Consider the following 25529-nt stretch of genomic DNA (forward strand, 5'->3'; position numbering starts at 1 on the left):
AAATCAGAAGTTGAATTTCACCCCGCCATAGAACCGCCGCGAACCCGATTCATAGCGGAAGGGCAGTTCGGGAAATTGCAGATAGACGCTGGTATCGGCCTTGGTGATGTTGATCGCCTCGGCGAAGACCTCGAAATTGTCGGTAATCTTGTAACTGATCTGGCCGTCGAGCTGCCCATAGGATTTCTGATAGATGCCGAGCGTCCGCGTCGTCGTCCCGTCGGCGAAACCGAAATTGCCGAGATATTGCTTCGAGCGCCAGCTGTACGACGCGCGCGCGGCGAAGCCATATTTCTCGAAGTAAATCTGCCCGTTCGCCGAATGCTTCGACACGCCCGGCAAGGGCAGATTATCGGTGAAGTCGGTGCTGAAATCGGTGCTGGTGTCCGAGAAGGTGTAGTTGGCGGTAAAGCCGAGGCCGAAATCGAAGGCATATTGGCCGGCGAGCTCGAACCCCTTCACCCGGCCGCCCGATCCGTTCGCGGGCTGCGATACGGGACCGAGCCGGCCACCGGCCTGGTCGTTCACGAAAACCGCGACGGTTTCGTTGACGATGAAGCTGTCGACCTCCTTCCAGAACAGCCCGGCGGACAGCAGTCCCTGATTTCCGAAATAGTGCTCGAAACCGAGGTCGAACTGATAGGCGCGGAACGGATCGAGATCGGCGTTGCCGCGGCTGCCGTTGGTGAATTTGAACAGATCGTCCGCAGGGTCGCGCGTGAACTGGGTGGCGAAACCCTGTCCCAGCGAAACCAGCGGCTGGCGCGCGACGACGCGGGCGGCCGAGAAGCGGACCTTGTCGCCTTCGCTGAGGTTGAAGACCGCATTCACGCTGGGCAGGAAGTCGGTGTAGCGGCGAACGACGCGGGCGGTGGTGAAGTCGCGCAGCACCCCGTTCCAGCTGTCGGTTCCCCAATAGCTGGGATCGGCGCTGGCGGGCTGGTTCTGATCGACCGTCAGGCTGGTGTTGACGATGCGAAGCCCGACATTGACATGATAGGGATCGTCGAGCCCGCCCATGTCGGCCATGACATAGCCCGATTTCGTCTCCTCCTTCACCCGATAGGTCTGCAAGGGATCGGCGAAGAAGGTGAAGGGGGTGTCGGGATAGAGCGACTGGATCCATTGCAGGGCATTGGTCATCTGCGACCGGTCGGCGACAAGCACGGTATCGCCCGCGACATGCCCACCGCCCGCGAAATTGGTGATCGTCTCGACCCGCTCGGGATTGCTGGTCAAAGTCTGATAGGGCGTGATGAGCGCCGGTGAATTGCCGAAGCGGGTGCATCCGGCAAACGCCGCAGGCTTGTTCGCCTCGGGCAGGTCGCAGATCTTGTATCCGATCGCGCCGTCCTGGAAATAGCCGTAGGGCGTCCAGTTGTACGAGAAACCGGGCACGCGCTCGGCCTCGGGAATCGCGGTCGCGTCGATCTCGCCCTTGCCGCTGTAATCGGCGAGATAGCGGCCCGAGGTGAAATCGACCGTGCGCTGGCCATAACGAAAGCCCGCGCTCAGCGTGATCGTGTTCGTGTCGCTGTCGTCGACGTCATAACCGAAGTCGGCGCGGATCGAATGGCCCTTGATGTCGGACCGGTCGCCAAAGGCCCAGTGCGACTTGAAGAAGCCGTAGGCCGGATTGCTGAACAAATCCTGCGGGCTGTCCGGCGCGATGCCGAAACTCGGGAAGTCGCCGTTCCGATAGGTGAAATCGAACGTCGCGGGCGCCGCCGGATTGGGGATGAAACCCGGCTGCGGCCCCGAGGTGCCGGGGCCGCGGACGCCATAGGCGGTGAAACGCACATCGTTGTTCGCCACTTCGCGGCCCATCTTCGACGAGGAATAATCGGCCATGACCGACGCGCGGAAATTGGCGTCGTTGTCCCACTCTATCCCGAACTGAAGGTTGTCGGACTTGATCTTCGAGACGTCGACGAACGAAATGACCTCGGCCGATTGCGCACGCACGGTTCCGTCGGTCAGCACGCCATTGTCGTTGATATTGTAGCTGCCCACCAGGCCCTGCGATTCGCCCTGGCCGAACGGGAATTTGACCGAAGCCTCGCGCGTGTCGATCTTCAGGTCCGAATGGAAATATTGCGCGCTGACCTCGAGTTCGTCGGTGGGCCTGAAATTGACCCCGAGCGACGCGCCCCAACGCCGCCGATACTGGTCACGGTCGGTGATATAGCGATATTCGGGGGCATAATAGTTGGTCGGGACGGTCGCGGTATCGCGGCGCCCCTCGGCAAAGGCCCAGTTGCCGCGATTGTCGCCGCCGAGCACATTGACGTGATTGTTCGTCCGCTCGTAGCTGAACGACGCGATGATCCCGAGCCGGTCGTTGAAATTATAGCCGAGCACCGCCGCGCCGGCGGGTTCCCAGCCGCCGATTTCGCTGCCCTTGCTCATCTTGAAATTGCCCGCGGCGGTCAGCCCGTCCTGCAAGTCGAGCGGGTTGCGGGTCTTGAGATTGACGATACCGCCGAGGCCGCCTTCGAGTAGCGACGCGTTGGGCGACTTGAAAACCTCGATGCCGCCGATCAGTTCGGACGGCACGCCTTCGAGGCTGTCGTTGCGGTTATAATTGCCCTCGCCGACCTTGTAGACTTCGAGCCCGCTGACGAAAAGCTCGCCATTGAGCAGCGTCACATTCTGTTCGAGGCCGCGAATGCGGACCTTCGACCCCTGCCCATTTTCGCGGTCGATCTGAATCCCGGGAAGGCGCTGCAGCGATTCGGCGACATTCTGGTCGGGGAATTTCCCGATATCCTCGGCCGTCACCGATTCGATGATCAGGTTCGAATCGCGCTTGGCGTTCAGCGCATTTTCCAACGACGCGCGAAAACCGGTGACGACGATTTCGCTTTCCGTGCCTTCGTCAGCCGCCGGCGCGGACTGCGCGGCCGCGGGCGAAGCGGCCAGTCCCATGGCCAAGGCCGATGCCGCCGCAAACAACATGCTCCGGTGGCGCAAAGTCGCGCTGGTCATATCCATCCCTCCCAAGCCGCATCTTTGTGTGCGGACAATGAAAATCCCTGTTCGCGCGGGCGGACCGAATTCCGGAACCGGCAAGCGGACTCGAAGGGACGGTCAGCCTCGCGCTCCATTTTTGTTGCATAATCTTGTCAACGTTGTCAAACGATGTTTGGAAATCGACGATATATGGACTTATGCCTGTCAAGGTTGACATAAGAAAATCCGGAAAGAATCGGCGAACGACGCCGCATCCGAGAGGGGATTTATGCTTTCAAAAATAACGGTTTATGCCATTGCCGTCACCGCCGCGACAGTTCCCGCGCTCGCGGCGCCGACGATGCAGGAGGCCATTGCTTCCGACCCATCGTCCGGCGCGGTCCATCCCGAGCAATGGCCCGAAGTCGCCTATCCCCAAATCCTGACCCCCAGCGGCGAGGCGCATGTCCGCGCGCTGCTGGCCCGCATGTCGGTCGAGCAGAAGGTCGGCCAGATCATCCAAGCCGACATCGGCAGCGTGACGCCCGAAGAGGTGCGCGAATATCATCTGGGCTCGGTGCTCAACGGCGGAAACTCGGGGCCCGGCGGCAACGACCTAGCTCCCGCGCGCGACTGGCTCGCATTGGCCGACGCCTTTTACGCGGCGTCGATGGAGAGCACGCCGGCAATCCCCATCATGTGGGGCACCGACGCCGTGCACGGGCACAGCAATATCGTCGGCGCCACCCTGTTTCCCCACAATGTCGGGCTGGGCGCCGCGCGCGATCCCGGACTGATCGAGCGCATCGGCCGGATTACGGCGATCGAAATCCGCGTCACGGGTCAGGAATGGACTTTCGCCCCAACCGTAACCGTCCCCCAGGATTATCGCTGGGGGCGCGCCTATGAAGGCTATTCGTCGGACCCCGCGCTCGTCGCGTCCTATGTCGGCAGCATGATCCGCGGGCTGCAAGGACCGCCGTCGACCGCGCCGATACTGGCGGGACCGCATGTCGCCGCAAGCACCAAGCATTTCCTCGCCGACGGCGCCACCGTCGACGGCAAGGATCAGGGCGACGCGACCGTGTCCGAACTCGAACTGCGCCTCGTCCACGGCGCGCCCTATATTCCCGCGATGGAAAATGGCGTCGCCACCGTGATGACCAGCTTTTCGAGCTGGCAAGGCGTGAAGATCGCCGGGAACAAGGGGCTGGTCACCGATATATTGAAAGAGCGGATGAACTTCGGCGGCTTCGTCGTCACCGACTGGAACGCGCATGGCCAGGTCGCCGGCTGCAGCAACGCCAGTTGCCCCGTCGCCGCCAACGCCGGGATCGATATGTTCATGGCCCCCGACAGCTGGCGCGCGCTTTATGCGAGCACGCTGGCGCAGGTGAAGGACGGCACGATCCCGATGGCGCGGCTCGACGACGCGGTGCTGCGCGTCCTGCGTGTCAAACAGCGGCTGGGGCTGTTCGACGCGGGCAAGCCGTCCGCGCGTGCCTATTCGGGCCGTTACGAACTGCTCGGCGCGCCCGAGCACCGGGCCGTCGCCCGCGAAGCGGTTCGCAAATCGCTCGTCCTCCTCAAGAACACCGGCCTGCTGCCGCTCAGGCCGCAGGCGCATATCCTCGTCGCAGGCGACGGCGCCGACGACATCGCCCGCCAGTCGGGCGGCTGGACGCTGAGCTGGCAGGGGACGGGGCTCGATAACGGCGACTTTCCGGGCGCGACCTCGCTATGGCGCGGCATCGAGCAAAATGTCGCCGCGGCGGGCGGCAGTGCGGAGCTTGCCCCCGATGGCGACTATAAGCAGCGCCCGGATGCGGCGATCGTCGTCTTCGGCGAAACCCCCTATGCCGAATTTCAGGGCGACATCCCGTCGCTCCAGCTGCGTCCCGAACTGCGCCGCCCCTTCGCAACGATGCGCAAGCTGAAAGCGGCGGGAATCCCGGTGGTGGCGGTCATGATCACCGGTCGGCCGCTCTTCGTCACCGAAGCGCTGAACGAAGCCGACGCCTTCGTCACGGCTTGGCTTCCCGGTTCGGAGGGTGCCGGCGTCGCCGACCTGTTGTTCGCACGCAAGGACGGCACGATGGCCTTCGATTTCCAGGGACGCCTGCCGACGGCCTGGCCAGCGACGGCGAGGCAAGGCGGACCAACGCTGTTTCCTCTCGGCTATGGCCTGACCTACGCCGATGGATCGCAACCGTGGAAAAAGCTTTCGCAGGACAGCCAGGTTGCCGACGACGGCAGCGGCAGCGGCGTCTATTTCGACAAAGGCGAAGCAACGGCATCATGGTCGCTAATCGTATCGCAAGCCGATGGCAGCGATCCGTTGCGCGTGACGACGGTTCCTGCGACCGGCCTGTCGGGTCGCGCGACCGTCAACGCGGCCGATCACACCGTACAGGAAGGGGCGCGGCGCTTCGTCATCACTGCGGGCCCTGAGGGCGCTGCGATCGAAATCAACGCCCGGAATGCCATCGATCTTTCGAGAGAGACTAACGGCGACGTCATGCTGCTTGCGACCGTGAGGCTCGATGCGCCGCTCTCTGCGCCGGTTACCCTGTCGGTTCGCTGCGATGGCTCGGATTGCGGTCGTCCGCTTCTTCTGCCCGAATTTGCTGCGCTCGTGCCCGGCCAGTGGCGCGTAGTAGGCGTGCCGCTCAAATGCTTCGCGGCGACGGGCGCCGACATGTCACGCATAACCGCCCCGTTTCGCGTGGATACCCGTGGCAGCCTCAATATCAGTCTCTCGCGAGTCGCCTTGGGTAGCGGCGTGGAAGCCGACGTCGTCGCGAAATGCGCCGAGGCCTGACCATTTTTATCAATGGCCAGATGTTGCTGCTCGCCAAAGGACGACTTCGCGAAGACGCCATTCCTTCAAGAGCCGCAGCCATGTGGTGGCCAGCGGAGAGATCGAACGGCTGCTTGATGCTATCGGCGGGTTTCGATTTCCGCCGTCGGGATACGCGCTATCCGGATTCCCATCAAGTATTTGAAATGAAAAGGAAATGGCGCACCCGACAGGATTCGAACCTGTGACCTTCGCCTTCGGAGGGCGACACTCTATCCAGCTGAGCTACGGGTGCTTCGGGGCGGTGCCTAGCCGGTTCGACGGGCATCGGTCAACGGATTCGATGCGGAATGGCAGGACAGGATCGACAGCAACGGCGTACGCTAGCCAAACCCTTCGTACGCTATGATACTACATAGTATGCTTACGTCATGCTTACGCGAAAGAACCGAACCTATTTGGTACGCTATTTTCACCAGAAAAAGCGTTTAATACCAAGGAGATAGATGGAAATTTACCGAGAAATTAGCGCTTGACCTCTGCCTTCGGAGGGCAGCGCTCTATCCAGCTGAGCTACGGGTGCTGATAGAGCGCGGCCTCTAGCAAGCCCTTGGCCCGCCAGCAATGGCCTATCGACCGGCGCGCGCGGATATGCGAAGCGGGCCCCGCAAAGAGGACGGGAGCGTTGGCGAAACTATCCGAACAGAGCTGGCCGATGGCCGCCGACCTTTACGGCGAAATGCAGCTCGAGGCGAATCCGCCCGCGCGGCATCGCTGGCGCGACTATCTGCCGGGCAGCCTCGTCACCGCCATCGCCGCGCTCGCCGCCGCCTGGCTCGCCGATCATTATGCCGCGCCGATCGTGCTGATGGGGCTGCTCATCGGCCTCGCCCTGTCCTTCCTGTCGCAGGACAAGCGCACCCACGCCGGGCTCGACCTGATGTCGCAAACCGCGCTGCGCATCGGCATCGTGCTCGTCGGCGCGCGGATCACCGCTGGCCAGCTCGCCGAGCTGGGACCGCTGCCCTTCGCGCTGCTCGTCGTCATCATGCTCGCGGTGATCGTCGCGACCGTCGTCGTCGCGCCGCTGTTCCGGCAGGACAAGCAGGCTGCGCTGCTCGCGGGCGGCGCGACCGCGATCTGCGGCGCGTCGGCGGCGCTGGCGCTTTATTCGCTGATCGGCGACAAGCGCATCGACCAGGCGCGCTTCACGCTGACCCTCGTCGGCATCACCGTCGCGAGCGCGCTGGCGATGACGCTCTATCCGGTGCTCGCGGCGCAGCTCGGCCTGACCGACGCGCAGGCGGGATTCCTGATCGGCGCGTCGGTCCACGACGTCGCGCAGGCGATCGGCGGCGGCTTTTCCTTCTCGCAGCCGGCGGGCGAGGTCGCAACGATCGTCAAACTGACGCGCGTCGCGCTGCTCGCCCCGATGCTGATGCTGATCGCGCTCTGGCTCGGCCGCAACGGCGAAGCGGGCGCCGAGACGCGCATTCCGTTCCGCCTGCCCTGGTTCATCCTCGGCTTTCTCGGCTTCGCGGCGATCAATTCGCTCGTCGTGATTCCGAGGCCCGCGCAGGATGCCGCCGCGACCGCCGCGCAGGCGCTGCTTCTCCTCGCGATCGTAGCCACCGCGATGAAGGCGCGGCTGCACCTGCTGCTCGATCAGGGATGGCGCAGCTTCGCGCCGATCATCGTCGCAACGCTGACCAGCTTTTTGCTGTCCTTGGGCGCCGCGCTGCTGTTATGACGGCGTGACGTCAGTACAACACCCCGGAATCTCAGCCTTTCGGTAAGGCCCAGCTCACCGTCAGCTGCGTCGCGCGGCGCGGGATGTCGAGCTTCGCCTCGCTGAAATTGACCTTCTCGTTGGGCGGCAGCATCCGAACCGGCGGCTTGATCGTCCAGCTGTAGACGATCGTCCCCTGCGCATCGCGCAGCTCGGCGAGGATCGGCGGCACGCGCTGTTCGCGGTCGGTGGGGTTGATGATCACCCCCGACGCGGCGAAATAGATCGTCCCGTCGGCGAGTTCGCGATGATCCTGGTTCGGCGGCAGCTCGATCACCAGGTCGGGTTCATCGACGCCGCCCGGCAGGCCGAGCCCCTGCGCCCAGCCCGGCAGGCCGAAATAGGCGAGCCCCGCGGTCGCGGCGATCATCAGCACGGCGGCGCTCGCGGCGATCGCCGTCCAGCGCTTCGCCGGGTTGCGCCGCGGGCGGCGGAACGGCAGCGGCGCGTCGGCCGCGATGGGCGCCGCGCGCGGCATGGGGTCCACGGCGGCGGCAAAGGCGGGCGGCGCCGGAGCGGGAGCCGGAGTGGGCGAAGGCTCTGCAACCTCCGATTGCGTGCCGGCGGCGGGTTCGGCGGCCGGCGTTGGCGTCGCCGCGGAGGCTTCGACCGCCGGGGCGGGCGGCGTTGCGGCGGGTGCGGCGGGTTCCTGGAACCAGCTGTGCCGGCAATTGGCGCAGCGCACCGTGCGCCCCGTCGGACCGATCGCCGTATCGGGAACGACATAGCGTGTGTGGCAGGACGGGCAGGCAAGGATCATGGGATCCCTCTAAACACGCCGATTCGCGCGTTGCAAGCGCCGCGTTTCACTCGCACCTTGTCCTTGGTGGATAGCCGTGCGACAGGCAGGTGGATGAGCGGACCAGCGCACCCGACCCCAGACCCCGCGCAGGCGCACGATCGCTGCGGCGCGACGTCATGACCGACGCGTCCCCGGCGCGCCCCGGCGGTGCGATGGTCGAATTCGACGGCGTCGGGCTGCGCTACGGCCCCGATGCCGAAATCCTCTCCGACATCAGCTTCAACCTCCAGCCGGGCAGCTTCTATTTCCTCACCGGCGCGTCGGGTGCGGGCAAGACGTCGCTGCTCAAGATGCTCTATCTCGCGCAGCGGCCGAGCCGCGGCATCGTCCGCCTGTTCGGCGAGGATCTGGTCGCGATGCCGCGCCACCGCCTGCCCGGCTTTCGCCGCCGCATCGGCGTCGTTTTTCAGGACTTCCGCCTGATCCCGCATCTGAGCGCGCGCGACAATATCGCGCTGCCGCTGCGCATCGCAGGGGTCAGCGAAGAGGATCTTTCGGGTCCTGTGGGCGAAATGCTGAGCTGGATCGGGCTGGGCGATCGCGCCGACGCGCGCCCCGCGACGCTGTCGGGCGGCGAGCAGCAGCGCGTCGCGATCGCGCGCGCGGTGATCGCGCGCCCGCAATTGCTCGTCGCCGACGAGCCGACGGGTAACGTCGACCCCGAGATGGCGATGCGCCTCTTGGGCCTGTTCGAGGCCTTGAACCGCCTCGGCACCACCGTCGTCGTCGCGACCCACGACATCCACCTGATCAGCCGCATCGAAAATGCGCAGATGATGCGGCTCGAAAAGGGCCGCCTCGCCGACCCCACCGGCGCGCTGCGCTATCCGCCGGCAAATCGCGCATGATCATCCCGCGCGTCCCCGTCCAGCATCGCCGCCTGCTGCCCGACCGCCGCCTGTCGGGGCCGACGCCGTGGGTCGTCGCGATCCTGATGATGCTGACCTTGCTCGCCGCCGCCGCCGGGGTCGGTCTTGCCCGCTCTGCAAACGCGATCGGCGACGCGATTGCCGGGCGCGTCACCGTCCAGATCGTCACCGCCAACCCGGTGACGCGCGCCGAGCAGGCGGCGGCACTCCGCCGCGCCGCAGCCGCGCAGCCCTTCGTGCGGTCGGCGCGTTCGGTCGAGCGCGAGGAGCTGCAGGCGACGCTCGGCCAATGGTTCGGCAGCGCAGACGGCGACGACCCGGTGCTGAAGTCGCTGCCGCTGCCCGCCCTGGTCGATGTCGATTTCGTCGGCGAGGACCGCGGCAGCCATATGGAGGCGCTCCGTGCCCTCGTCGCGCGCGAGGCGCCGGGCGCGCGGATCATCCCGCACGCCGAATGGCTGGGTCCCGTCGCGCGGCTCATCCGTTCGCTCGCGTGGATCGCCGGCGCCATGGTGCTGCTGATGGCGGCGGCGAGCGCCGCGGTGGTGATCATGACCGCACGCGCCGCGCTCGGCACCCATTATGCGACGATCGAGATGCTCCATATGATCGGCGCGACCGACCGCCAGATCACGCGGCTGTTCCAGCGCCGCATCGCGATCGACACCGCCTATGGCATCGCGCTCGGCAGCACCGTCGCCGCGGCGATCCTGCTGCTCATCGGCTGGCAATGGTCGGGCGTCACCGCGGGCCTCGCCGCGACCGCATCGCTCGGCCCCGCGGGCTGGGCGCTCTTGCTGGCGCTGCCGCTATTGGCTATCGCGCTGGCTGCCCTCACCGCGCGGCAGACCCTGCTCGCGGCGCTCAAGAAGATTCTATGATCAAGCGCCTGATTTCCCTGTTGTTTCTGGCCTGGGTGCTGGGCTTCGCATGGTTTGCGCTGCTGTTGCCTTTGCCCGCCGACGCACAAAAGACCGACGCGATCGTCGTGCTCACCGGCGGCCCCGGCCGCATCGACCGCGCGCTCGAACGGCTCGAGGCGGGCGACGCCAAGCGCCTGCTCATCAGCGGCGTCGCGCGCGAGGTGAAGCCGCGCGAGCTCGCCGCCGAATATAAGCGCCCGGTTTCGCTGTTCGACTGCTGCATCGCATTGGGGTTCGAGGCCGAGGATACGCGCTCGAACGCGACCGAGGTCGCGACCTGGGCACAGCGGCGCAAGTACAAGAGCATCCGGCTGGTCACCACCGACTGGCACATGCGCCGCGCCGAATATGAGATTGGCCGCGCGGTCGGCGACACGGTGACGATCCTGCCCGACGCGGTGCGCAGCCAGCCCAGTTTCGCGACCCTGTTCCGCGAATATCATAAATATCTCGCGGGGCTGGCGGGCGGCCTCCTCGGGCTCTAAAGCGGGCGCCGATGCGCTACACCATCGCCCTCTTTCGCTCGATCCTCTTCTGGCTGCTGTTCGTGCTGATGAGCAGCATCAGCTCGATCGGCGCGGTGGTCTCGCTGCCGATCTCGCACCGCGCCACCATCTGGTTCGTGCGGATCTGGGCGCAGTTCCACCGGCTGATCTGCCGCTTCGTGCTCGGGCAAAAGATCGTCATCGAGGGCGAAATGCCCGACAGCCCGGTGCTGTACGTCTTCAAGCATGAATCGGCGTTCGAAACGGTCGAACAGCCGATGCTGTTCAAACATCCCGCGGTGTTCGCGAAGGAAGAGCTGTTTTCGATCCCCGTCTGGGGCCAGGCGGCGCGCTTCTATGGCCTGATCCCCGTCGATCGCGACGGCGGCGGCAAGGCGATGCGCGCAATGCTCGGCGCCGCGAAAGCCGCGCTCGCGGGCGGGCGCCCGCTCGTCCTGTTCGCCGAAGGCACGCGCGTCGCGCACGGCGAGGCGCCGCAGCTGCGCTCGGGCTTCGCGGGCGTCTACCGCCTGCTCGGCGTGCCGGTGATCCCGGTCGCGGTGAACAGCGGCATCGCCTATCCGCCGCGCAAATGGGTCAAATGGCCGGGCACGATCACCTACAAGGTCGGCGAAACCATCCCCGCCGGGCTGCCGCGCGACGAGGCCGAGGAGCGCGTCTGGCGTGCGATCAACGCGCTGAACCCACCCGAGGCGTTGCTGGAAGGCTACAAAGCCCCTTAATCCGTTCGTGTCGAGCGAAGTCGAGACACGCGAAGGCTTGGGCTGTGCAGGCGTATCTCGACTTCGCTCGATACGAACGGCGGTTGGAGATGATTCGGTGGACTAATGTTTCCGCCCGAAATCGGGCGCCGCATCATCCTGCCCCTGCTCGATGATCGACCGCCGGATCGCGCGCGTGCGCGTGAACCAGTCCTCGAGCTTGGCGCCGTCGCCGCGGCGGATCGCCTGCTGAAGCGCCGTCAGATCCTCGTTGAACCGCTGCAAGGTTGCGAGCACCGCATCCTTGTTGGCGAGGAACACGTCGCGCCACATCACCGGGTCGCTGGCCGCGATGCGCGTGAAGTCGCGGAAACCGCCCGCCGAATATTTGATCACTTCGCTCTCGGTGACCTCTTCGAGCTCGCTCGCGGTGCCGACGATCGTATAGGCGATAAGGTGCGGCAAATGGCTCGTCACCGCGAGCACCATGTCGTGATGCGCGGCGTCCATGACGTCGACTTTCGCGCCGAGCGCCTGCCAGAAGGACGTCACCGCCGTCACCGCCTCGCCCGACGCCCCCGCGCCGGGGGTGACGATGCACCAGCGACGATCGAACAGGGTCGCGAAACCCGCGGCGGGACCGCTGTTCTCGGTCCCCGCGACCGGGTGCGCCGGGATGACGATATGGTCGGGCAGCGCCTTTGCCAGCGCGTCCGCCACGCCGGCTTTCGACGATCCGACGTCCGAAATGATCGCCCCCGCCTTCAGCCCCGGCGCGATCGCCGCCGCCGCGTCGGCCATGCGCCCGACCGGGACCGCGAGGATGACGAGGTCGGCATCGGCCACAGCCGCGGCGGGATCGTCGACGATCGTGTCGCAAAGGCCCAGCGCGCGCGCGACCCCGCGCACATCGTCGCTGGCGTCATGGCCGGTCACCGCCACCTCTGGCAACCGTTCCGCCACCGCGCGCGCGATCGACGAGCCGATCAGGCCCAGTCCGATGACCGCGACCTTGCGGATCGCCATCAGCCGTTCAGCGCCGCGCGGATCGCCGCCGCGAGCCCGCGCGTCTCGTCCGCGGTGCCGATCGTCATGCGCAGCGCATTGGGTAGCCCCTGCCCCGGCAGCCAGCGGACGATATAGCCCGCGTCCATCAGCCGATTATAGACCGTCTCGGCGCTCACATCGCCTTCGAACAGCACGAGCAGGAAATTGCACGCCGACGGCACGACGCGCACGCCATGGTTGCCGAGGCTTTCGAGCTCGCCCGCCAGCCACGCGCGCCATGTCGCATTATGCTCGCGGCTGTGCGCGACGAATTCCTCGTCGCCGAGCGCCGCGATCGCCGCCGCCTGTCCGGCGCGCGTCACGTTGAACGGCAAACGGATACGATGCAGCGCCGAAATCACCTCGGCTGCGGCATAGCCCCAGCCGATGCGTTCGGCGGCGAGCCCGTGGATCTTCGAAAAGGTGCGCGTGATGAACACGTTCGGCTGCGTCTTGGCGAGTTCGAGCCCGCCGTCATCCTCGGCCTCCGACAGATATTCGCTATACGCCTGGTCGATCACGAACAGGACGTTCTTGGGCAGACCCGCGTAAAGCCGCTGGACCTCCTCGCGCGTCGCGAGCGTGCCGGTGGGGTTGTTCGGATTGGCGAGATAGACGACGCGGGTCTTGTCGGTCACCGCCGCGAGCAACGCGTCGACGTCGGTCGCATAGTCGCGATCGTCGGCCTCGACCGGGACCGCGCCGACGCGCCGCGCGGCGATCTCGTAGACCGCAAAGCCGTAGCGCACATAGAGAATCTCGTCGCCCACCCCGGCGTAAGTGCCCGCCGCGAGGTGGAGCAGCTCGTCCGACCCGTTGCCGCAGATGATCCGCGCCGGATCGAGCCCGAACTTCGCCGCGATCGTCTCGCGCAGCTCGACAGAGCCGGGATCGGGATAGCGCGACAACGCATCGGCCGCGCCCTGCGCCGCCGCGAAGGCCGCGCGCGCCTTCTCGCCCGTCCCGAGCGGATTTTCGTTCGCGCTCAATTTGATCAGCGGACGGCCATCGGCGCCGGCTGACTTGCCGGGAACATAGGGAGCGATGCCGCTGATCCACGGCTTGGGCACAAGGGTTTCGGTCGCGTCGGTCATGCCGCGCCGTTTAACGGCTGTGCGCCCCGAGTCCAGTGGGCGAAACGCCAAGCTCGACCTTTACTCGTTCGTCACCCCGGACTTGATCCGGGGTCCACGAAGGCAAGCGCGGCGATGGATCCCGGATCAAGTCCGGGATGACGAGGCTTTTCGCGCCCATCGTTGACACGCCCCCGGCGCCCGCTTAGCCCGGCGCACATCATGGCGAGCCTTCTCCACCAGATTCAGCATCAAGGCGTGACGATCAACGCACCGCTGCCGCTCGACAGCGGACAGGTGCTGCCGTCGGTGACGATCGCCTGGCAAAGCTATGGCGCGCTCAACGCCGACAGGTCGAACGCGGTGCTGATCTGCCACGCGCTCACCGGCGACCAATATGTCGCGAGCGACCATCCCGGAACCGGCAAGCCCGGCTGGTGGGCGCGCATGGTCGGCCCGGGCAAGCCGATCGACACCGATCGCTTCCACGTCATCTGCGCCAATGTGCTCGGCAGCTGCATGGGGACGAGCGGCCCCGCGACCCCCGACGCCGCGACGGGCGCGCCGCTCGGCATGGCCTTTCCCGTCATCACCATCACCGACATGGTGCGCGCGCAGGCGATGCTGCTCGACCATCTCGGCATATCGCGCCTCCACGCCGTCGTCGGCGGCTCGATGGGCGGAATGCAGACGCTCGCCTGGGCGGCGACCTTTCCCGAACGGCTTGCCTCGGCGCTCGTCATCGCGAGCGCGGCGCGCCATTCGGCGCAAAATATCGCGTTTCACGAGGTCGGGCGACAAGCGATCATGGCCGACCCCAACTGGCAGGACGGCCAATATTATGGCAGCGCGCGCGCGCCCACCAAGGGTCTCGCGGTCGCGCGCATGGCCGCGCATATCACCTATCTCTCCGAAGCGGGGCTGACCGAGAAGTTCGGCCGCCGGCTGCAGGCGCGCGACATCAAGAGCTTCGGCTTCGACGCCGATTTCCAGGTCGAATCCTATCTCAGGCATCAGGGGCTGGCCTTCACCGATCGCTTCGACGCCAACGCCTATCTCTATATCACGCGCGCGATGGACTATTTCGACCTCGCCGACCCGCACGACGGCCGCCTCGCCGGCGCCTTCGCGGGCGCCAGGGACGTGCGCTTCACGCTCGTCAGCTTCGACACCGACTGGCTCTATCCGACCTCCGAATCGCGCCGCGTCGTCCAGGCGCTGCAAAGCGTCGGCGCGGCGGCGAGCTTCGTCGAGCTGTCGGCGCCCTTCGGCCACGACAGCTTCCTCCTCGACGTCCCCGCGCTCGACCGGCTCGTCGCGGGGTCCTTGCGGGCGGGTCTGGCATGAGTGGAACCTATCGCCTTTCCTTCGACCCGTCCGACATGCAGGTCGACGCGATCCACGCCTTTCTGGCCCAAAGCTATTGGGCCGAAAATATCGCGTGCGCGGTCGTCGAACGCGCGATCGCCGGGTCGCTCTGCGTCGGTGTCTTCGCGCCCGGCGGCGAGCAGGTCGGCTTTGCCCGCGTTGTTACCGACCGCGCGACCTTCGCCTATCTCGCCGACGTCTATGTGCTCGCGGCGCATCGCGGGCATGGCCTTGCCGCGCGCATGGTGACCGCGCTCCACGACCATCCCGAGCTGCAGGGGCTGCGGCGCTGGATGCTCGCGACCAGCGACGCGCACGGCCTCTATGCCGCGCTCGGCTGGACCGCGATCGAGGACAGCGACCCGTTCATGCAGCGGCATTTCCCCGACGTCTACCGGCAGGCCGCGCAATGAAGCTTCGCCCCGATCTCGCGATCATCGCCGACGCCGTCCCGTCGAGCGCGCGCGTGCTCGACGTCGGCTGCGGCGACGGCGAACTGATGGCGGCGCTCCGCGCCAAGGGCGTCGACGCGCGCGGGCTGGAGATCGATCCCGACAATGTCACCGCGGCGATCGCGCGCGGCCAGTCGGTCGTGCAGGGCGACGCCAACCGCGACCTCGCCGACTATCCCGACGACGCCTTCGACTATGCGATCCTGTCGCAAACGCTGCAGACCACCGAGCGCCCCGACCGGGTCGTCGACGAACTGCTGCGCATCGCGCCGCGCGCCTTCGTCAGCTTTCCCAATTTCGCGCATTGGCGCGTCCGGCTCGCGCTGCTGTGGAACGGCCGGATGCCGGTGACGCGGCTGCTGCCCGTCGCCTGGTACGAAACGCCGAACATCCACCATGTCACGGTCCGCGACTTTCGCGACCTCGTGCGCGCCAAGGGCATCAGGGTCGAGCGCGTCTGGCACCTGTCGGGCGACAAGCCGGCGAGCGACGCCGCCGCCAGCTGGCGCGCCGAACATGCGATCTTCCTGATTTCGCGAACCTGATCCTCCCTGCCGCGAAGCGGTGGGGAGGGGGACTGCGCCCGTAGGGCGTGGTGGAGGGGCCGCGACGTCGCGCTATTGCCCCTCCGTCGGCGCTTCGCGCCGCCACCTCCCCATCGCTTCGCGACAGGGAGGACCGATCGCTAATCCCGCTTCCTGAGCCCGTTCGCAAGCAGGTCGTTCGCGATCGCGGCGATCTCCGAAATATCGCTGTCGGTATCCCAGAGGCCGTAACGCATCCCCAGAAACACGTTCATCCCGCCGATCGCCCAAGCATGAATTTCGCTGACGTCGCCGCGAATCTCGCCGCGCGCCGCGCCATTTTCCAGCCGCTGGCGCACACGCGCCACGGTCGTCTCATAGTGGCGGCGATAGCTCGCATAATCGACGAACTCGGCCTCGTCGATGATGCGGTAAATCTCCTTATGCGCGCGCACGAAGCCGAGATAGGATTCGAGCCCGATGCGTTCGGCGCTGATCTCGTCGGGCGCCGCCTGCACCAGCGGCGTGACATGGTCGCGCAGTTGCTCGCTCATATAGCGAACGAGCGCCTGGAAGATTTCCTCCTTCGAATCGAAATAGGTGTAGAAGCTGCCGAGCGCGGTTCCGGCGCGGCGCGTGATCGCGCTGATCGACGCTTCGTGAAAGCCGCGCTCGCCGAATTCGACCGCCGCGGCGTCGAGCAGCTTGCGCAGCGTCCGCCGTCCGCGTTCGGTGCGCGGCGTCTTGTCGCGCGTATCGCCCGCGCCTTCGCCTGTTTCGGTCCGCGGCTGATCCATGGCTGCCTTTCCGTCTCCCCCCGTCCGGCTCCGCCTGCATCGTGGCATTTGAGCACCACTGGCAAGCAAAAAACGACGAAGCTCGTTTCCAAGTTGAAACTTGGTTCATGTTTCATTATTGGAAGCGGCGCGGCTTGGCAAGCACCGGCCCAAGAAAAGCAAACAGGGCGGCGAGGGGTCGCCCATCACATGGGAGAGTTTTCATGCGTCCTTTCGTCCGCCCGCTGCGCCGTGCCGTGCTCGCCACCAGCGCGCTTTCCATGATCGCCTTCGCCCCGCCCGCCTTCGCGCAGGAAGCCGGCGCCACCGACGTCGGCGATAACGAGATCATCGTCACGGCACGCCGCCGCGACGAACGGCTGATCGACGTCCCCGTCGCGATCACCGCTTACTCGGGCGAGGCGCTCGAAAAGGCGGGCGCGATCGACATCACCGACATCGGCGCGACGACCCCGAACACGACGCTCGAAGTCTCGCGCGGGTCGAACTCGACGCTCAGCGCCTTCATCCGCGGCGTCGGCCAGCAGGATCCGGTGTCGGGGTTCGAACAGGGCGTCGGCATCTATCTCGACGACGTCTATCTCAACCGCCCGCAGGCGGCGGTGCTCGACATCTACGATGTCGAGCGCATCGAAATCCTCCGCGGACCGCAGGGCACGCTCTATGGCCGCAACACGATCGGCGGCGCGGTCAAATATGTGACCAAGCCGCTGCCCGAGGAGTTTTCGCTCAAGATCAAGGGCACGCTCGGCACCTATGATCAGGCCGACCTCGTCGTCACCGCGAGCGCGCCGGTCGGCGACCTCGTCCGCGTCGGCGGCTCGATCGCGCGGCTGTCGCGCGGCGGCTTCGGCGACAATCTCACGACGGGGCTCGAAAATTACAACAAGGACGTCTGGGCCGGCCGCGGCACCGTCGAGCTCGGCGGCTACGACGCCCCCGTGCTCATCCGCATCACTGGCGATTACAGCAAGGACAAGAGCGACCCGCGCGGCGGCCATCGCCTGATCCCCTCGCTCGCGACGGGGGCGCCCGTCCTCGACGACGTCTTCGATTCGCGCGGCGGTCTCAACGATCCGAAGCAGGATATCGAGGCCTATGGCCTCGCGATGAATGTCACCGCCGAACTCAGCGACACGGTGACGCTGCGTTCGATCAGCGCGTGGCGCAAGGACCGCTCGGCGACCCCGATCGACTTCGACGCGCTGCCCGCGGTCGACGTCGACGTTCCGGGCTTCTACTTCAACGAACAGATCAGCCAGGAATTCCAGCTGCTCTACGAAGGCGACCGGCTCAAGGGCCTGCTCGGCTTCTATTATCTCGATGCGACCGCCGACACGCTCTTCGACGTGCGCATCTTCAACACTTTCGCGGGGCTGACCGCCTTCACCGAGGCCGACGTCGACACCACGACCTTCGCGGTGTTCGGCGATGCGACCTTCGATTTCACCGACCGGCTCAGCCTGTCGGTCGGCGGCCGCTATACCTGGGACAAACGTGAAGCCTCGATCCTGCGCCAGAATTATCTCGGCGGCGGATCGCCGGTATTCGGCGGCGCCGGGGTGCCCTTCGGCGCGCCGGGCACCGATTTCGAAGGCAGCCGGAGCTTCGAAAAATTCACCCCGCGCGCTTCGTTGTCGTTCAAGCCGACCCCCGACCACACGCTCTACGCAAGCTATTCGCAAGGCTTCAAAGGCGGCGGCTTCGACCCGCGCGGCGTCGGGGTCAACGCGCCCGCCGCGACCCCCGGCATGCCGACCGACGACGAGGTCGCCGCCTTTCTGAGCTTCCGCCCCGAACAGGTCGACAGCTATGAAATCGGCTATAAGGGCAGCCTGTTCGACGGCGCGCTGAATCTCGCGCTCGCGGGCTTCTACGCCGACTATACCGACGTCCAGATCCCCGGCTCGGTCGCCTGCACCGTGCAAGGCCTGCCGAGCTTCTGCGGCGTCGTGTCGAACGCGGGGAAGGCGACCTTCAAGGGGTTGGAATTCGAAGGCCGCGCGCGGCTCGGCGAGGATGTCGCGACCGTCGGCGACCGGCTGACGCTGTCGACCGCGCTCGGCTATATCGACGCCGAATATAAGGAATATGTCACCAACATCGGCGGCGTTCCCACCGATGTCGCCGATTTCCGCGAGGTCCAGAACACGCCGAAGTGGACCGCCAGCGGCACCCTCGCCTATTCGACCCCCGTCGGCGACGGCGACATCAATTTCGCCACGACGCTTTCCTATCGCAGCAAGACCTATCAGTTCGAAATTCCCAATCCCTATATCGACCAGAAAGGCTTCGCGCTCTGGGACGCGAGCATCGTCTACACCGCACCCGACGACCGCTGGAGCCTCGGGGTGTTCGGCAAGAACCTGCTCGACAAGGAATATAAGACCTCGGGCTATACCTTCATCGTCGTCGACCCGGTCACCGGCGTCCCCGCCCTCGGTGCCAACGGCCTCCCGGTCTCGGCGCTCGGCACCGAAGGCACGCTGACCGCCTTCTACGGCAACCCGCGCCAGGTCTTCGTCACCGGCACGGTCAAATTCTGATCCGACGACAAAGGGGGTAGAGGCGCGCGCCCGCCGCGGCGCCCCCTTTTTTCTTCGCCCCTGCCGGCGATACGGCCCCGATGTCCGGTTCGGGGTGGTGAGCGGACGTTGAGGTCTATCAAGTCCCTCCCCTTCAGGGGAGGGGCAACGCAGACTTGGCAGCTTGCTGCCTAGCGTAGTGGGGTGGGGTCTATCGGCCTTGCGCAAGGCCGATAGACCCCACCCCAACCCAGTATCAGGTGAAACGTCCCCCGGACGTTTCACCTGATACTCCTGAAGGGGAGGAGCCTTCTTCTCTCCATGTCCGCAACCCGCCGCGTCCCGACATTTTACGTTCGCCCGCCGTGCTTCGAATATCGCACCACGGCACCGGGGATTGCCGAATTATTTGTACATCCCCTCGCGCAAATTGATGCCATGTTCCAGCCAGGCCTTCAGCGCACAGAGCATCTGCGACCAGCCCTGGCAATTGCCATAGGAGGCGCTGAGCGCGCCCTGATTCTCACGCCAGCCCTCCTCGGCGATTTCGACCAGCGTGCGGCCGTCGTCGAGCCCCTTGAAGCGCATCGTCACGCGCGTGCGATAGTCGGCATCCTTCGGTTCGCTGCCCTCGACGTTATGCGCCTCGCCTTCGCTCGCCTGCCATTCGAGGACGATCTTTTCGTCGGGCACGACCTCGACCACCCAGACCGGAAAGGCGCCCGGAAAATCATGGAAGTCCCACGTCACCGTGGCGCCGGTCTCGAGCCGGCCCTCCGCGCCGCCCGTGGTGAAATAGTTCGACAGCTTCGCGGGGTCGGCGACCGCCTCGAACACCTCGTGCACCGGCTTCGCGATCCGCGCCGCGACCCTGAATTTCAGTTCCATGTCGATTCTCCGCTTGAGTCGCACTCTTTTTATGTTATAAAACTATAACATGTCAATTCACGAACAGTTCGACGCGACGTTCAAGGCGCTCGCCTCGCCGATCCGGCGCCAGATTCTCGACGATCTGAAGGACCAGCCGCTGACGACGGGGGCGCTGTGCGGCCATTTCGTCGACATCGACCGCTGCACGGTGATGCAGCATCTGAAGGTGCTGGAAGAGGCCGGCCTCGTCATCGCCGAACGCCGCGGTCGCGAACGCTGGAACCATCTCAACGCGATACCGATCCAGGACATCCACGACCGCTGGATCGGCCCGCACGCCGCAGCAGCAAGCGCACGGCTCGCCCGCTTCAAACAGTCGGTCGAGGCGCAATGAAAAGGCCGGGGTCGCGACCCCGGCCTTTCTACTTCCTGCCAGTCGGCCTAGCTCACCACCCCGACGGCTTGCCCTTATTCTGTTCGTCGAGCCATGTCTTCAGCGGCGCGAAATAGTCGGCCATCGCCTTGCCCGACATTTCGCGGTTGCCGGTAAAGGCTTCGAGCGCGTCGGGCCACGGCTTCGACGCGCCCATTTCGAGCATCGCGTTGAGCTTCGCGCCGACCTGCTTGTTGCCATAGAAGGAACAGCGGTGGAGCGGGCCCTTCCAGCCCGCCTGCTTGCACGCCGCCTGATAGAATTGGAACTGCAGCACGCGCGCGAGGAAATAGCGGGTGTAGGGCGTGTTCCCCGGGATATGGTATTTCGCGCCCGCGTCGAACGCGTTCGCCGGTCGCTCACCCGGCGGGACGATGCCCTGATATTGGGTACGCAGCTGCGTCCATGCCTTGTTGTAATCGGCGGGCTGGATCGACCCGTCGAAAACGCCCCAGCGCCAGCGGTCGACGAGCAGGCCGAAGGGCAGGAAGGCGACCTTGTCCATCGCCTGCCGAAGCAGGAGGCCGATATCCTTGTCGGCGCTCGGCACCTTCGCCTTGTCGAGCAGCCCGATGTCGACGAGATATTGCGGCGTGATCGACAGCGCGACGAAATCGCCGATCGCCTCGTGGAAGCCGTCGTTCGCGCCGTTCAAATAGAGGAACGGCTGCTTGTTATAGGCGCGCTGGTAATAATTGTGCCCGAGTTCGTGGTGGATGGTGATGAAGTCGTCGGCGTTCACCTTGATGCACATCTTGATGCGGATATCGTCCTTATTGTCGATATCCCACGCCGACGCGTGACAGACGACCTCGCGATCGGCGGGCTTCAGGAACTGGCTGCGCTTCCAGAAGGTTTCGGGCAGCGGCGCCATCCCGAGCGACGAATAGAAATTCTCGCCTGCCTTGACCATGTCGAGCGGGGTCTTTCCCTGCGCGGTGAGCAGGTCGCCGATGTCATAGCCGAGGTCGCCGGTGCCCGCGGGCGCGACCAGCGGATAGATATTACCCCATTCCTGCGCCCACATGTTACCGAGCAGGTCGGCGCGGATCGGGCCGGTCTTGGGCTGCACCGCGTCGCCATATTTCTCGTTCAGTTTCCAGCGGACATAGGTGTGGAGCGCGACGTACAGCGGCTTCATGTCCTGCCAGATCTTTTCGGTCAGCTTGGCGAATTCTTCGGGCGGCATGTCATAGCCCGAACGCCACATGGCGCCGGTGTCGGTGAAGCCCAGCTCCTTCGCGCCCTCGTTGGCGATGCCGACCATGCGGGCATAATCGTCCTTCATCGGCGCGCCGACCTTGTCGTGCCAGCTCGTCCACATTTCGGCGAATTGCGCCGGCGTGTTCTCGAGATTGCCCATCTCGGCCTCGATATCCGACCCCGAGATTTCCTTGCCGTTCAGCGTGCCGCGGCCCTTGCCATATTGCGACTGCAGGTCGGTTGCGATCGTGTTGAGCTCGGTCGCGGCACCCGGCGTCGTCGGCGCGGGCAGCACGATACCGGTGCGCAAAATGTCGAGCTTGCGCTTGGTGTCGGGGCTGAGTCCCGCGACATTCATATATTTCGCGGCCTCGAGCGCATATTTGACCGACTTTTCGGTGCCGACCGCGTTGATCCGCGCCGCCATCGCGTCGGTATCCTCGGTGATATAGGTCGAATTGACCCAGTTCGCCTGGCTGGCCTCGACCGTATAGTCGAACAGGTCCTTTTCGACCGCCGCGATGAAGGCGTCGGCGTCAGCAGCAGTGGCGGCCGCCGCCGCGGGGGCAGCGGCGGGTGCGCTCTGCGCAAAAGCGGGGGTCGCCACCGCGAGCGACAGGGCAAGCGACAGCGTCGAAATCATGGCTTTCATGGGGTGCGTCCTCTGGAATGTTATCGCAGCGCTCTCTGGCGCATGCGAACAGCTAGGCGCCCGGCGCGAGTCCGGTCAAGTCGCGAGAAAGACGGCGATCGCTTCGCCCAGCTCGGGCTCCGTCACGCTCGACATATGCGTCCCCGGGATTGTCGCAAGCCGCGCGTCGGGCAAGGCCGCAACCAGCTCCTCGGCCGATCCATTGTCCTGATCGCGGTCGCCGCAGACGACGAGGGTCGGCATCGTCAGCGCCGCGAGCATCTCGGGCGTCGTATCGGTGAAGCTGTCGAGCAGATGCCCCGCCGCGATGCGGTCGACCTTCATCGTCTTCATGAACTGAACCGACAGCCATGTATCGTCGCCGCGTTTCGCCGTCTCATATTCGGCGATCACGCGCTTGAAGAAGCGCCCGCGCCGCTGCCAGCCGGCGAGCCCCGCCAATCCCATGCCGCCAAGAATCAAACGGCGCGGTTTCATCCCGGCGACAACTGCACGCACGCTCGTCCGCGCACCGAGCGAGAAACCGCCGAGGTCGAAGTCGGCGAGGTCCAGATGCGCGACCAGATCTTCGAGGTCATGCACCAGCACGTCGGACGGATAGAATTCCTCCTCGTGCGGCGCGTCGCTCGATCCGTGGACGCGCAGGTCGGGCATGATCACGCGGTATCCGTCGCGGGCGATGCGTGCCGCAGTGCCGAACTTGATCCAGTTGACCTCGCCGCTCGAAAACAGGCCGTGCAGCAAAATCAGCGGCCGACCTTCGCCCGTCTCGCGCCACGCCACCCGCACGCCGTCGCGCGCTTCGAAATATCGGGGTTCGATTGTCATGCGACGCGCTATGCGCCCTCCATACCCGGTTCGGCAAGCGCCGATCAGCGCGGGAGAAGGCCCTTCTGCTCCATGCGCCACTTCGCCATCTCGATCCGGTCCTGCCCGAAAAAGGGCTCGCCTTCGAACACGAGAGTCGGCACGCCCCAATGGCCCGCGATTTCGAGCGCGACCTGGTTGCCGGCGACTTCATTGTCGAGCGCTTCGGCCTCGCGCACCGCCTCTTCGTCGAGTTCGGCGAGGTCGAGCCCCGCGCGCTTCGCCGCGCCCGCAAGATGATCGCCGAGATGCCAGTCCTGCGCGCCGCCCCAGATGAGCTGGCCGACCTCATGCGCAAAGGCGAGCCCCTTGCCGCGCCGCGACGCCGCCTGTCCCAGCCGGGTAAGGCGATGGATATAGGGCTGCTCGGCCGCGATCTCGCGCGTCGCGACATTCTGGACGATCGGGTCGGGACGCGGCGGGCCGAAGGGAATGCCGTGGAACTGCGCGACGCGGATCATGTCGCGCATCGTGTAGCTCAGCCAATTGGGATGATTGCGCTCGAAAAAGTCGGGCTGGCGCACCGCAAGCGGATAGACGGGGCGCAGGTTGATCGTCACGTCGTGGCTGGCGGCGAGCGCGCGATAGCGGCCGACCGCAAGATAGCTGTACGGCGAACGGAAGGACCAGAAAAGGTCGGCGGTTAAAGTCATCCCCACATCCTGCCCAAAAACATGCCCCACGCAAGCAGTGTAAAGAAAATTTACACCATATCCGAGACTGTTGGCAATCCCGTGCTGCGGTTGAATATAGTAGCAATTGCTATTATATGCTATGACATGAGCGAGACGATCGGATATCTGCTGAACGATAGCGCGCGCCTGTTCCGGCGCGCGTTCAACGCGCGCACGAAGGACAGCGGCATCACCGCGCTGCAATGGCGGCTGATCACCTACCTCAAGCGCCACGAGGGTATCCGCCAGGGCCCGCTCGCCGAGCTGATCGAGGTCGAGCCGATCACGCTGTCGCGGATGGTCGACCGGCTGGCCGAGGCGGATCTTGTCGAGCGCCGCGCCGACCCCGCCGACCGCCGCGCGTGGCAGCTTTACCTGACGCCGCGCGCCGGCGAACTGCTCGGCGGGATGCGCGCCACCGCCGATGCGCTGACCGCCGAAGCGACCGAAGGGCTGAACCCCGCCGAGGTCGAGCAGCTGATCGACCTTGTCGAGCGCGTCCGCGCCAACCTGTCCCGCCGCATCTGCCAAAAAGAAAAAGAGACGATCTGATGGACCAGCTCTCCCCCTCCCGCCCGAAAGCCGAAGAGGCGACGCCGCCGAAGCGCGCGCCGAAGGCCGATCTGCTGCCGGACCCCGCGCCCGCCGCCGACGCCGCGCCCAAGGCGAGCTGGCGCACGCGGCTGTTGATGTTCGGGCTGCCCGCGCTGCTGATCGCGGGCGGCGCCGGCTGGTGGCTGACGAGCGGCGGGTCGGTGTCGACCGACAACGCCTATGTCCAGATGGACAAGGTGTCGGTCGCCGCCGAAGTCGGCGGACGGATCACCGAAGTTGCCGTCCGCGACGGCCAGCAGGTCGCAAAAGGCCAATTGCTCTTTCGCATCGACGGCGAGCCCTATGCGCTGAGCGTCGCGCAGGCGACCGCGGCGATCGACGCCGCCAAGGTCGAAGTCGGCAATCTGGCGGCGAGCGCGAACACGTCGAGCGTCGACATCGCCGCGGCGCGCGAGGATGTGAAGTTCGCCCAGGTGACCTTCGACCGGCAGGCGGCGCTGATGGAAAAGGGCTTCACGACGAAAGCCGCCTATGATGCCTCGCGCCACGCGCTCAGCCAAGCACGCGAAAGCGTGCGGCAGGCCGAAGCCGCCGCCGCCGAAGCGCGCACAAAACTCGCCGCGGGCCCGTCGAGCGGGATCAATCCGCAGGTCGAGGCGGCGCGCGTCCAGCGGTCGCAGGCGCAGGTGAACCTCGACCGGACGACGGTGCGCGCGCCGGGCGCGGGGCGCATCGCGCAGTCGGACCGATTGCAAGTCGGCCAGATGATGGTCGCGGGGCTGCCCGCGGTGACGCTGGTCGACACCGCGCATCCGTGGGTCGAGGCCAATTTCAAGGAAACCGACCTTGCGAACATGCGCGTCGGCCAGCGCGCCGAAATCCGCTTCGACGCCTATCCGGGGCTGACGGTGCGTGGCCATGTGCTGACGATCGGCGCGGGTACGGGCAGCGAATTTTCGGTGCTCCCCGCGCAGAACGCGACCGGCAACTGGGTCAAGGTGACGCAGCGCGTGCCGGTGCGGATCGCCTTCGACGAAAAGCCGTCGCGCGATATGATCGCGGGGCTGTCGGCCGATGTGCGGGTGTTTACGAAGTAAGCGGAATGCCTGGTCGTCCGTCGATTTCCCGTGCGAATATATCCTCCCCA

General features: G+C 65.8%; 23 protein-coding genes and 1 tRNA gene. 14 read left to right on the plus strand and 10 right to left on the minus strand.

Features of this window, described 5'->3' with window-relative positions; all coding sequences use genetic code 11:
- Positions 1-3: 3 nt before the first annotated feature.
- Positions 4-2988 (minus strand): TonB-dependent receptor, encoded by a 2985-nt coding sequence (locus FG95_RS17090; RefSeq protein WP_052182474.1) that lies wholly within the window; start codon positions 2986-2988, stop codon positions 4-6.
- Between the two features lie 253 nt (positions 2989-3241).
- On the opposite strand from FG95_RS17090, the gene FG95_RS17095 reads away from it, so the two are divergent.
- Together FG95_RS17095 and FG95_RS20630 are read left to right on the plus strand one after the other, a co-directional pair.
- Positions 3242-5773, plus strand: a complete 2532-nt coding sequence (locus FG95_RS17095; protein ID WP_037557436.1) for a glycoside hydrolase family 3 protein — start codon at positions 3242-3244, stop codon at positions 5771-5773.
- Positions 5758-6000, plus strand: a complete 243-nt coding sequence (locus FG95_RS20630) for a hypothetical protein (protein ID WP_152567697.1) — start codon at positions 5758-5760, stop codon at positions 5998-6000. The genes FG95_RS17095 and FG95_RS20630 overlap by 16 nt, the downstream gene beginning before the upstream one ends.
- Here the strand turns inward: FG95_RS20630 and FG95_RS17100 are convergent.
- A tRNA-Arg gene (locus FG95_RS17100) sits at positions 5971-6047 on the minus strand. The genes FG95_RS20630 and FG95_RS17100 overlap by 30 nt on opposite strands.
- 420 nt (positions 6048-6467) lie before the next feature.
- Between FG95_RS17100 and FG95_RS17105 the strand changes: the two genes are divergently transcribed.
- Positions 6468-7502, plus strand: coding sequence for a YeiH family protein (locus tag FG95_RS17105; protein WP_037557516.1), 1035 nt, complete (start codon positions 6468-6470; stop codon positions 7500-7502).
- A gap of 31 nt (positions 7503-7533) precedes the next feature.
- Here the strand turns inward: FG95_RS17105 and FG95_RS17110 are convergent, their stop codons facing one another.
- On the minus strand, positions 7534-8301 hold the full coding sequence (locus FG95_RS17110; RefSeq protein ID WP_037557437.1) for a zinc-ribbon domain-containing protein: 768 nt from the start codon (positions 8299-8301) through the stop codon (positions 7534-7536).
- Positions 8302-8459: 158 nt separating this feature from the next.
- On the opposite strand from FG95_RS17110, the gene ftsE reads away from it, so the two are divergent.
- The 4 genes from ftsE to FG95_RS17130 are packed head-to-tail and all read left to right on the plus strand — an operon-like array spanning position 8460 to position 11363.
- Positions 8460-9191 (plus strand): cell division ATP-binding protein FtsE, encoded by a 732-nt coding sequence (gene ftsE, locus FG95_RS17115; RefSeq protein ID WP_052182466.1) that lies wholly within the window; start codon positions 8460-8462, stop codon positions 9189-9191.
- Positions 9188-10093, plus strand: coding sequence for a cell division protein FtsX (locus tag FG95_RS17120; RefSeq protein WP_037557438.1), 906 nt, complete (start codon positions 9188-9190; stop codon positions 10091-10093). The genes ftsE and FG95_RS17120 overlap by 4 nt, the downstream gene beginning before the upstream one ends.
- Positions 10090-10620: a YdcF family protein gene (locus FG95_RS17125; protein ID WP_037557439.1), complete on the plus strand. Its 531-nt coding sequence runs from the start codon at positions 10090-10092 to the stop codon at positions 10618-10620. The genes FG95_RS17120 and FG95_RS17125 overlap by 4 nt, the downstream gene beginning before the upstream one ends.
- Before the next feature lie 11 nt (positions 10621-10631).
- The gene (locus FG95_RS17130; protein ID WP_037557440.1) at positions 10632-11363 is read left to right on the plus strand and encodes a lysophospholipid acyltransferase family protein; all 732 of its coding nucleotides are present in this window, start codon (positions 10632-10634) and stop codon (positions 11361-11363) included.
- Positions 11364-11465: 102 nt separating this feature from the next.
- Here the strand turns inward: FG95_RS17130 and FG95_RS17135 are convergent, their stop codons facing one another.
- Both FG95_RS17135 and hisC read right to left on the minus strand, forming a co-directional pair.
- Positions 11466-12371, minus strand: a complete 906-nt coding sequence (locus tag FG95_RS17135) for a prephenate/arogenate dehydrogenase family protein (protein WP_037557441.1) — start codon at positions 12369-12371, stop codon at positions 11466-11468.
- Positions 12368-13483, minus strand: coding sequence for a histidinol-phosphate transaminase (gene hisC / locus FG95_RS17140; protein ID WP_037557442.1), 1116 nt, complete (start codon positions 13481-13483; stop codon positions 12368-12370). Before hisC ends, FG95_RS17135 begins: the two co-directional genes overlap by 4 nt.
- Before the next feature lie 201 nt (positions 13484-13684).
- Here hisC and metX point away from each other — a divergent pair, with 201 nt between their 5' ends.
- Genes metX through metW form a run of 3 tightly spaced genes read left to right on the plus strand, consistent with a single transcriptional unit; the run spans position 13685 to position 15827 of the window.
- On the plus strand, positions 13685-14809 hold the full coding sequence (gene metX, locus FG95_RS17145) for a homoserine O-acetyltransferase MetX (RefSeq protein WP_037557443.1): 1125 nt from the start codon (positions 13685-13687) through the stop codon (positions 14807-14809).
- The gene (locus FG95_RS17150) at positions 14806-15243 is read left to right on the plus strand and encodes a GNAT family N-acetyltransferase (RefSeq protein ID WP_037557444.1); all 438 of its coding nucleotides are present in this window, start codon (positions 14806-14808) and stop codon (positions 15241-15243) included. The genes metX and FG95_RS17150 overlap by 4 nt, the downstream gene beginning before the upstream one ends.
- Positions 15240-15827 (plus strand): methionine biosynthesis protein MetW, encoded by a 588-nt coding sequence (gene metW, locus FG95_RS17155; protein WP_037557445.1) that lies wholly within the window; start codon positions 15240-15242, stop codon positions 15825-15827. The genes FG95_RS17150 and metW overlap by 4 nt, the downstream gene beginning before the upstream one ends.
- Before the next feature lie 140 nt (positions 15828-15967).
- On the opposite strand, the gene FG95_RS17160 is transcribed toward metW, so the two are convergent.
- Positions 15968-16603, minus strand: a complete 636-nt coding sequence (locus FG95_RS17160; RefSeq protein WP_037557446.1) for a TetR/AcrR family transcriptional regulator — start codon at positions 16601-16603, stop codon at positions 15968-15970.
- Between the two features lie 260 nt (positions 16604-16863).
- On the opposite strand from FG95_RS17160, the gene FG95_RS17165 reads away from it, so the two are divergent.
- A complete protein-coding gene (locus FG95_RS17165; protein WP_443027708.1) occupies positions 16864-19149 on the plus strand; it encodes a TonB-dependent receptor in 2286 nt (761 codons plus the stop codon).
- A 384-nt stretch (positions 19150-19533) separates the two neighbouring features.
- On the opposite strand, the gene FG95_RS17170 is transcribed toward FG95_RS17165, so the two are convergent.
- Positions 19534-20016, minus strand: a complete 483-nt coding sequence (locus FG95_RS17170; protein ID WP_037557448.1) for an SRPBCC family protein — start codon at positions 20014-20016, stop codon at positions 19534-19536.
- Positions 20017-20065: 49 nt separating this feature from the next.
- Between FG95_RS17170 and FG95_RS17175 the strand changes: the two genes are divergently transcribed.
- Positions 20066-20392 (plus strand): ArsR/SmtB family transcription factor, encoded by a 327-nt coding sequence (locus FG95_RS17175; protein WP_037557449.1) that lies wholly within the window; start codon positions 20066-20068, stop codon positions 20390-20392.
- A gap of 52 nt (positions 20393-20444) precedes the next feature.
- Here the strand turns inward: FG95_RS17175 and FG95_RS17180 are convergent, their stop codons facing one another.
- From FG95_RS17180 to FG95_RS17190, 3 genes are all read right to left on the minus strand, one after another.
- Complete coding sequence (locus tag FG95_RS17180) at positions 20445-22286, minus strand: M2 family metallopeptidase (protein WP_037557450.1); 1842 nt, start codon at positions 22284-22286, stop codon at positions 20445-20447.
- Positions 22287-22361: 75 nt separating this feature from the next.
- Positions 22362-23114 carry an alpha/beta fold hydrolase gene (locus FG95_RS17185; protein ID WP_052182467.1) on the minus strand — a complete coding sequence of 251 codons (753 nt, stop codon included), beginning with the start codon at positions 23112-23114 and terminating at the stop codon, positions 22362-22364.
- 44 nt (positions 23115-23158) lie between these two features.
- Positions 23159-23806, minus strand: coding sequence for a 2-hydroxychromene-2-carboxylate isomerase (locus FG95_RS17190; protein ID WP_037557452.1), 648 nt, complete (start codon positions 23804-23806; stop codon positions 23159-23161).
- 126 nt (positions 23807-23932) lie between these two features.
- On the opposite strand from FG95_RS17190, the gene FG95_RS17195 reads away from it, so the two are divergent.
- Both FG95_RS17195 and FG95_RS17200 read left to right on the plus strand, forming a co-directional pair.
- Positions 23933-24379 carry a MarR family winged helix-turn-helix transcriptional regulator gene (locus tag FG95_RS17195; RefSeq protein ID WP_037557453.1) on the plus strand — a complete coding sequence of 149 codons (447 nt, stop codon included), beginning with the start codon at positions 23933-23935 and terminating at the stop codon, positions 24377-24379.
- Positions 24379-25479 (plus strand): HlyD family secretion protein, encoded by a 1101-nt coding sequence (locus FG95_RS17200; RefSeq protein WP_081933221.1) that lies wholly within the window; start codon positions 24379-24381, stop codon positions 25477-25479. The genes FG95_RS17195 and FG95_RS17200 overlap by 1 nt, the downstream gene beginning before the upstream one ends.
- The last annotated feature ends 50 nt before the right edge of the window (positions 25480-25529 follow it).

Source organism: Sphingopyxis sp. LC363, assembly GCF_000756385.1.
GTDB lineage: Bacteria > Pseudomonadota > Alphaproteobacteria > Sphingomonadales > Sphingomonadaceae > Sphingopyxis.

What these genes read in the sequence shown, in the direction of transcription:
- ftsE (WP_052182466.1), top strand. Translation starts at nt 8,460, where the DNA reads ATGACCGACGCGTCCCCGGCGCGCCCCGGCGGTGCGATGGTCGAATTC.
- FG95_RS17105 (WP_037557516.1), top strand. Translation starts at nt 6,468, where the DNA reads ATGGCCGCCGACCTTTACGGCGAAATGCAGCTCGAGGCGAATCCGCCC.
- FG95_RS17170 (WP_037557448.1), bottom strand. Translation starts at nt 20,016, where the DNA reads ATGGAACTGAAATTCAGGGTCGCGGCGCGGATCGCGAAGCCGGTGCAC.
- FG95_RS17175 (WP_037557449.1), top strand. Translation starts at nt 20,066, where the DNA reads ATGTCAATTCACGAACAGTTCGACGCGACGTTCAAGGCGCTCGCCTCG.
- FG95_RS17150 (WP_037557444.1), top strand. Translation starts at nt 14,806, where the DNA reads ATGAGTGGAACCTATCGCCTTTCCTTCGACCCGTCCGACATGCAGGTC.
- FG95_RS17195 (WP_037557453.1), top strand. Translation starts at nt 23,933, where the DNA reads ATGAGCGAGACGATCGGATATCTGCTGAACGATAGCGCGCGCCTGTTC.
- metW (WP_037557445.1), top strand. Translation starts at nt 15,240, where the DNA reads ATGAAGCTTCGCCCCGATCTCGCGATCATCGCCGACGCCGTCCCGTCG.
- FG95_RS17125 (WP_037557439.1), top strand. Translation starts at nt 10,090, where the DNA reads ATGATCAAGCGCCTGATTTCCCTGTTGTTTCTGGCCTGGGTGCTGGGC.
- FG95_RS17120 (WP_037557438.1), top strand. Translation starts at nt 9,188, where the DNA reads ATGATCATCCCGCGCGTCCCCGTCCAGCATCGCCGCCTGCTGCCCGAC.
- metX (WP_037557443.1), top strand. Translation starts at nt 13,685, where the DNA reads ATGGCGAGCCTTCTCCACCAGATTCAGCATCAAGGCGTGACGATCAAC.
- FG95_RS17130 (WP_037557440.1), top strand. Translation starts at nt 10,632, where the DNA reads ATGCGCTACACCATCGCCCTCTTTCGCTCGATCCTCTTCTGGCTGCTG.
- FG95_RS17095 (WP_037557436.1), top strand. Translation starts at nt 3,242, where the DNA reads ATGCTTTCAAAAATAACGGTTTATGCCATTGCCGTCACCGCCGCGACA.
- FG95_RS17200 (WP_081933221.1), top strand. Translation starts at nt 24,379, where the DNA reads ATGGACCAGCTCTCCCCCTCCCGCCCGAAAGCCGAAGAGGCGACGCCG.
- FG95_RS17160 (WP_037557446.1), bottom strand. Translation starts at nt 16,603, where the DNA reads ATGGATCAGCCGCGGACCGAAACAGGCGAAGGCGCGGGCGATACGCGC.
- FG95_RS17185 (WP_052182467.1), bottom strand. Translation starts at nt 23,114, where the DNA reads ATGACAATCGAACCCCGATATTTCGAAGCGCGCGACGGCGTGCGGGTG.
- hisC (WP_037557442.1), bottom strand. Translation starts at nt 13,483, where the DNA reads ATGACCGACGCGACCGAAACCCTTGTGCCCAAGCCGTGGATCAGCGGC.
- FG95_RS20630 (WP_152567697.1), top strand. Translation starts at nt 5,758, where the DNA reads ATGCGCCGAGGCCTGACCATTTTTATCAATGGCCAGATGTTGCTGCTC.
- FG95_RS17180 (WP_037557450.1), bottom strand. Translation starts at nt 22,286, where the DNA reads ATGAAAGCCATGATTTCGACGCTGTCGCTTGCCCTGTCGCTCGCGGTG.
- FG95_RS17165 (WP_443027708.1), top strand. Translation starts at nt 16,864, where the DNA reads ATGATCGCCTTCGCCCCGCCCGCCTTCGCGCAGGAAGCCGGCGCCACC.
- FG95_RS17090 (WP_052182474.1), bottom strand. Translation starts at nt 2,988, where the DNA reads ATGACCAGCGCGACTTTGCGCCACCGGAGCATGTTGTTTGCGGCGGCA.
- FG95_RS17110 (WP_037557437.1), bottom strand. Translation starts at nt 8,301, where the DNA reads ATGATCCTTGCCTGCCCGTCCTGCCACACACGCTATGTCGTTCCCGAT.
- FG95_RS17190 (WP_037557452.1), bottom strand. Translation starts at nt 23,806, where the DNA reads ATGACTTTAACCGCCGACCTTTTCTGGTCCTTCCGTTCGCCGTACAGC.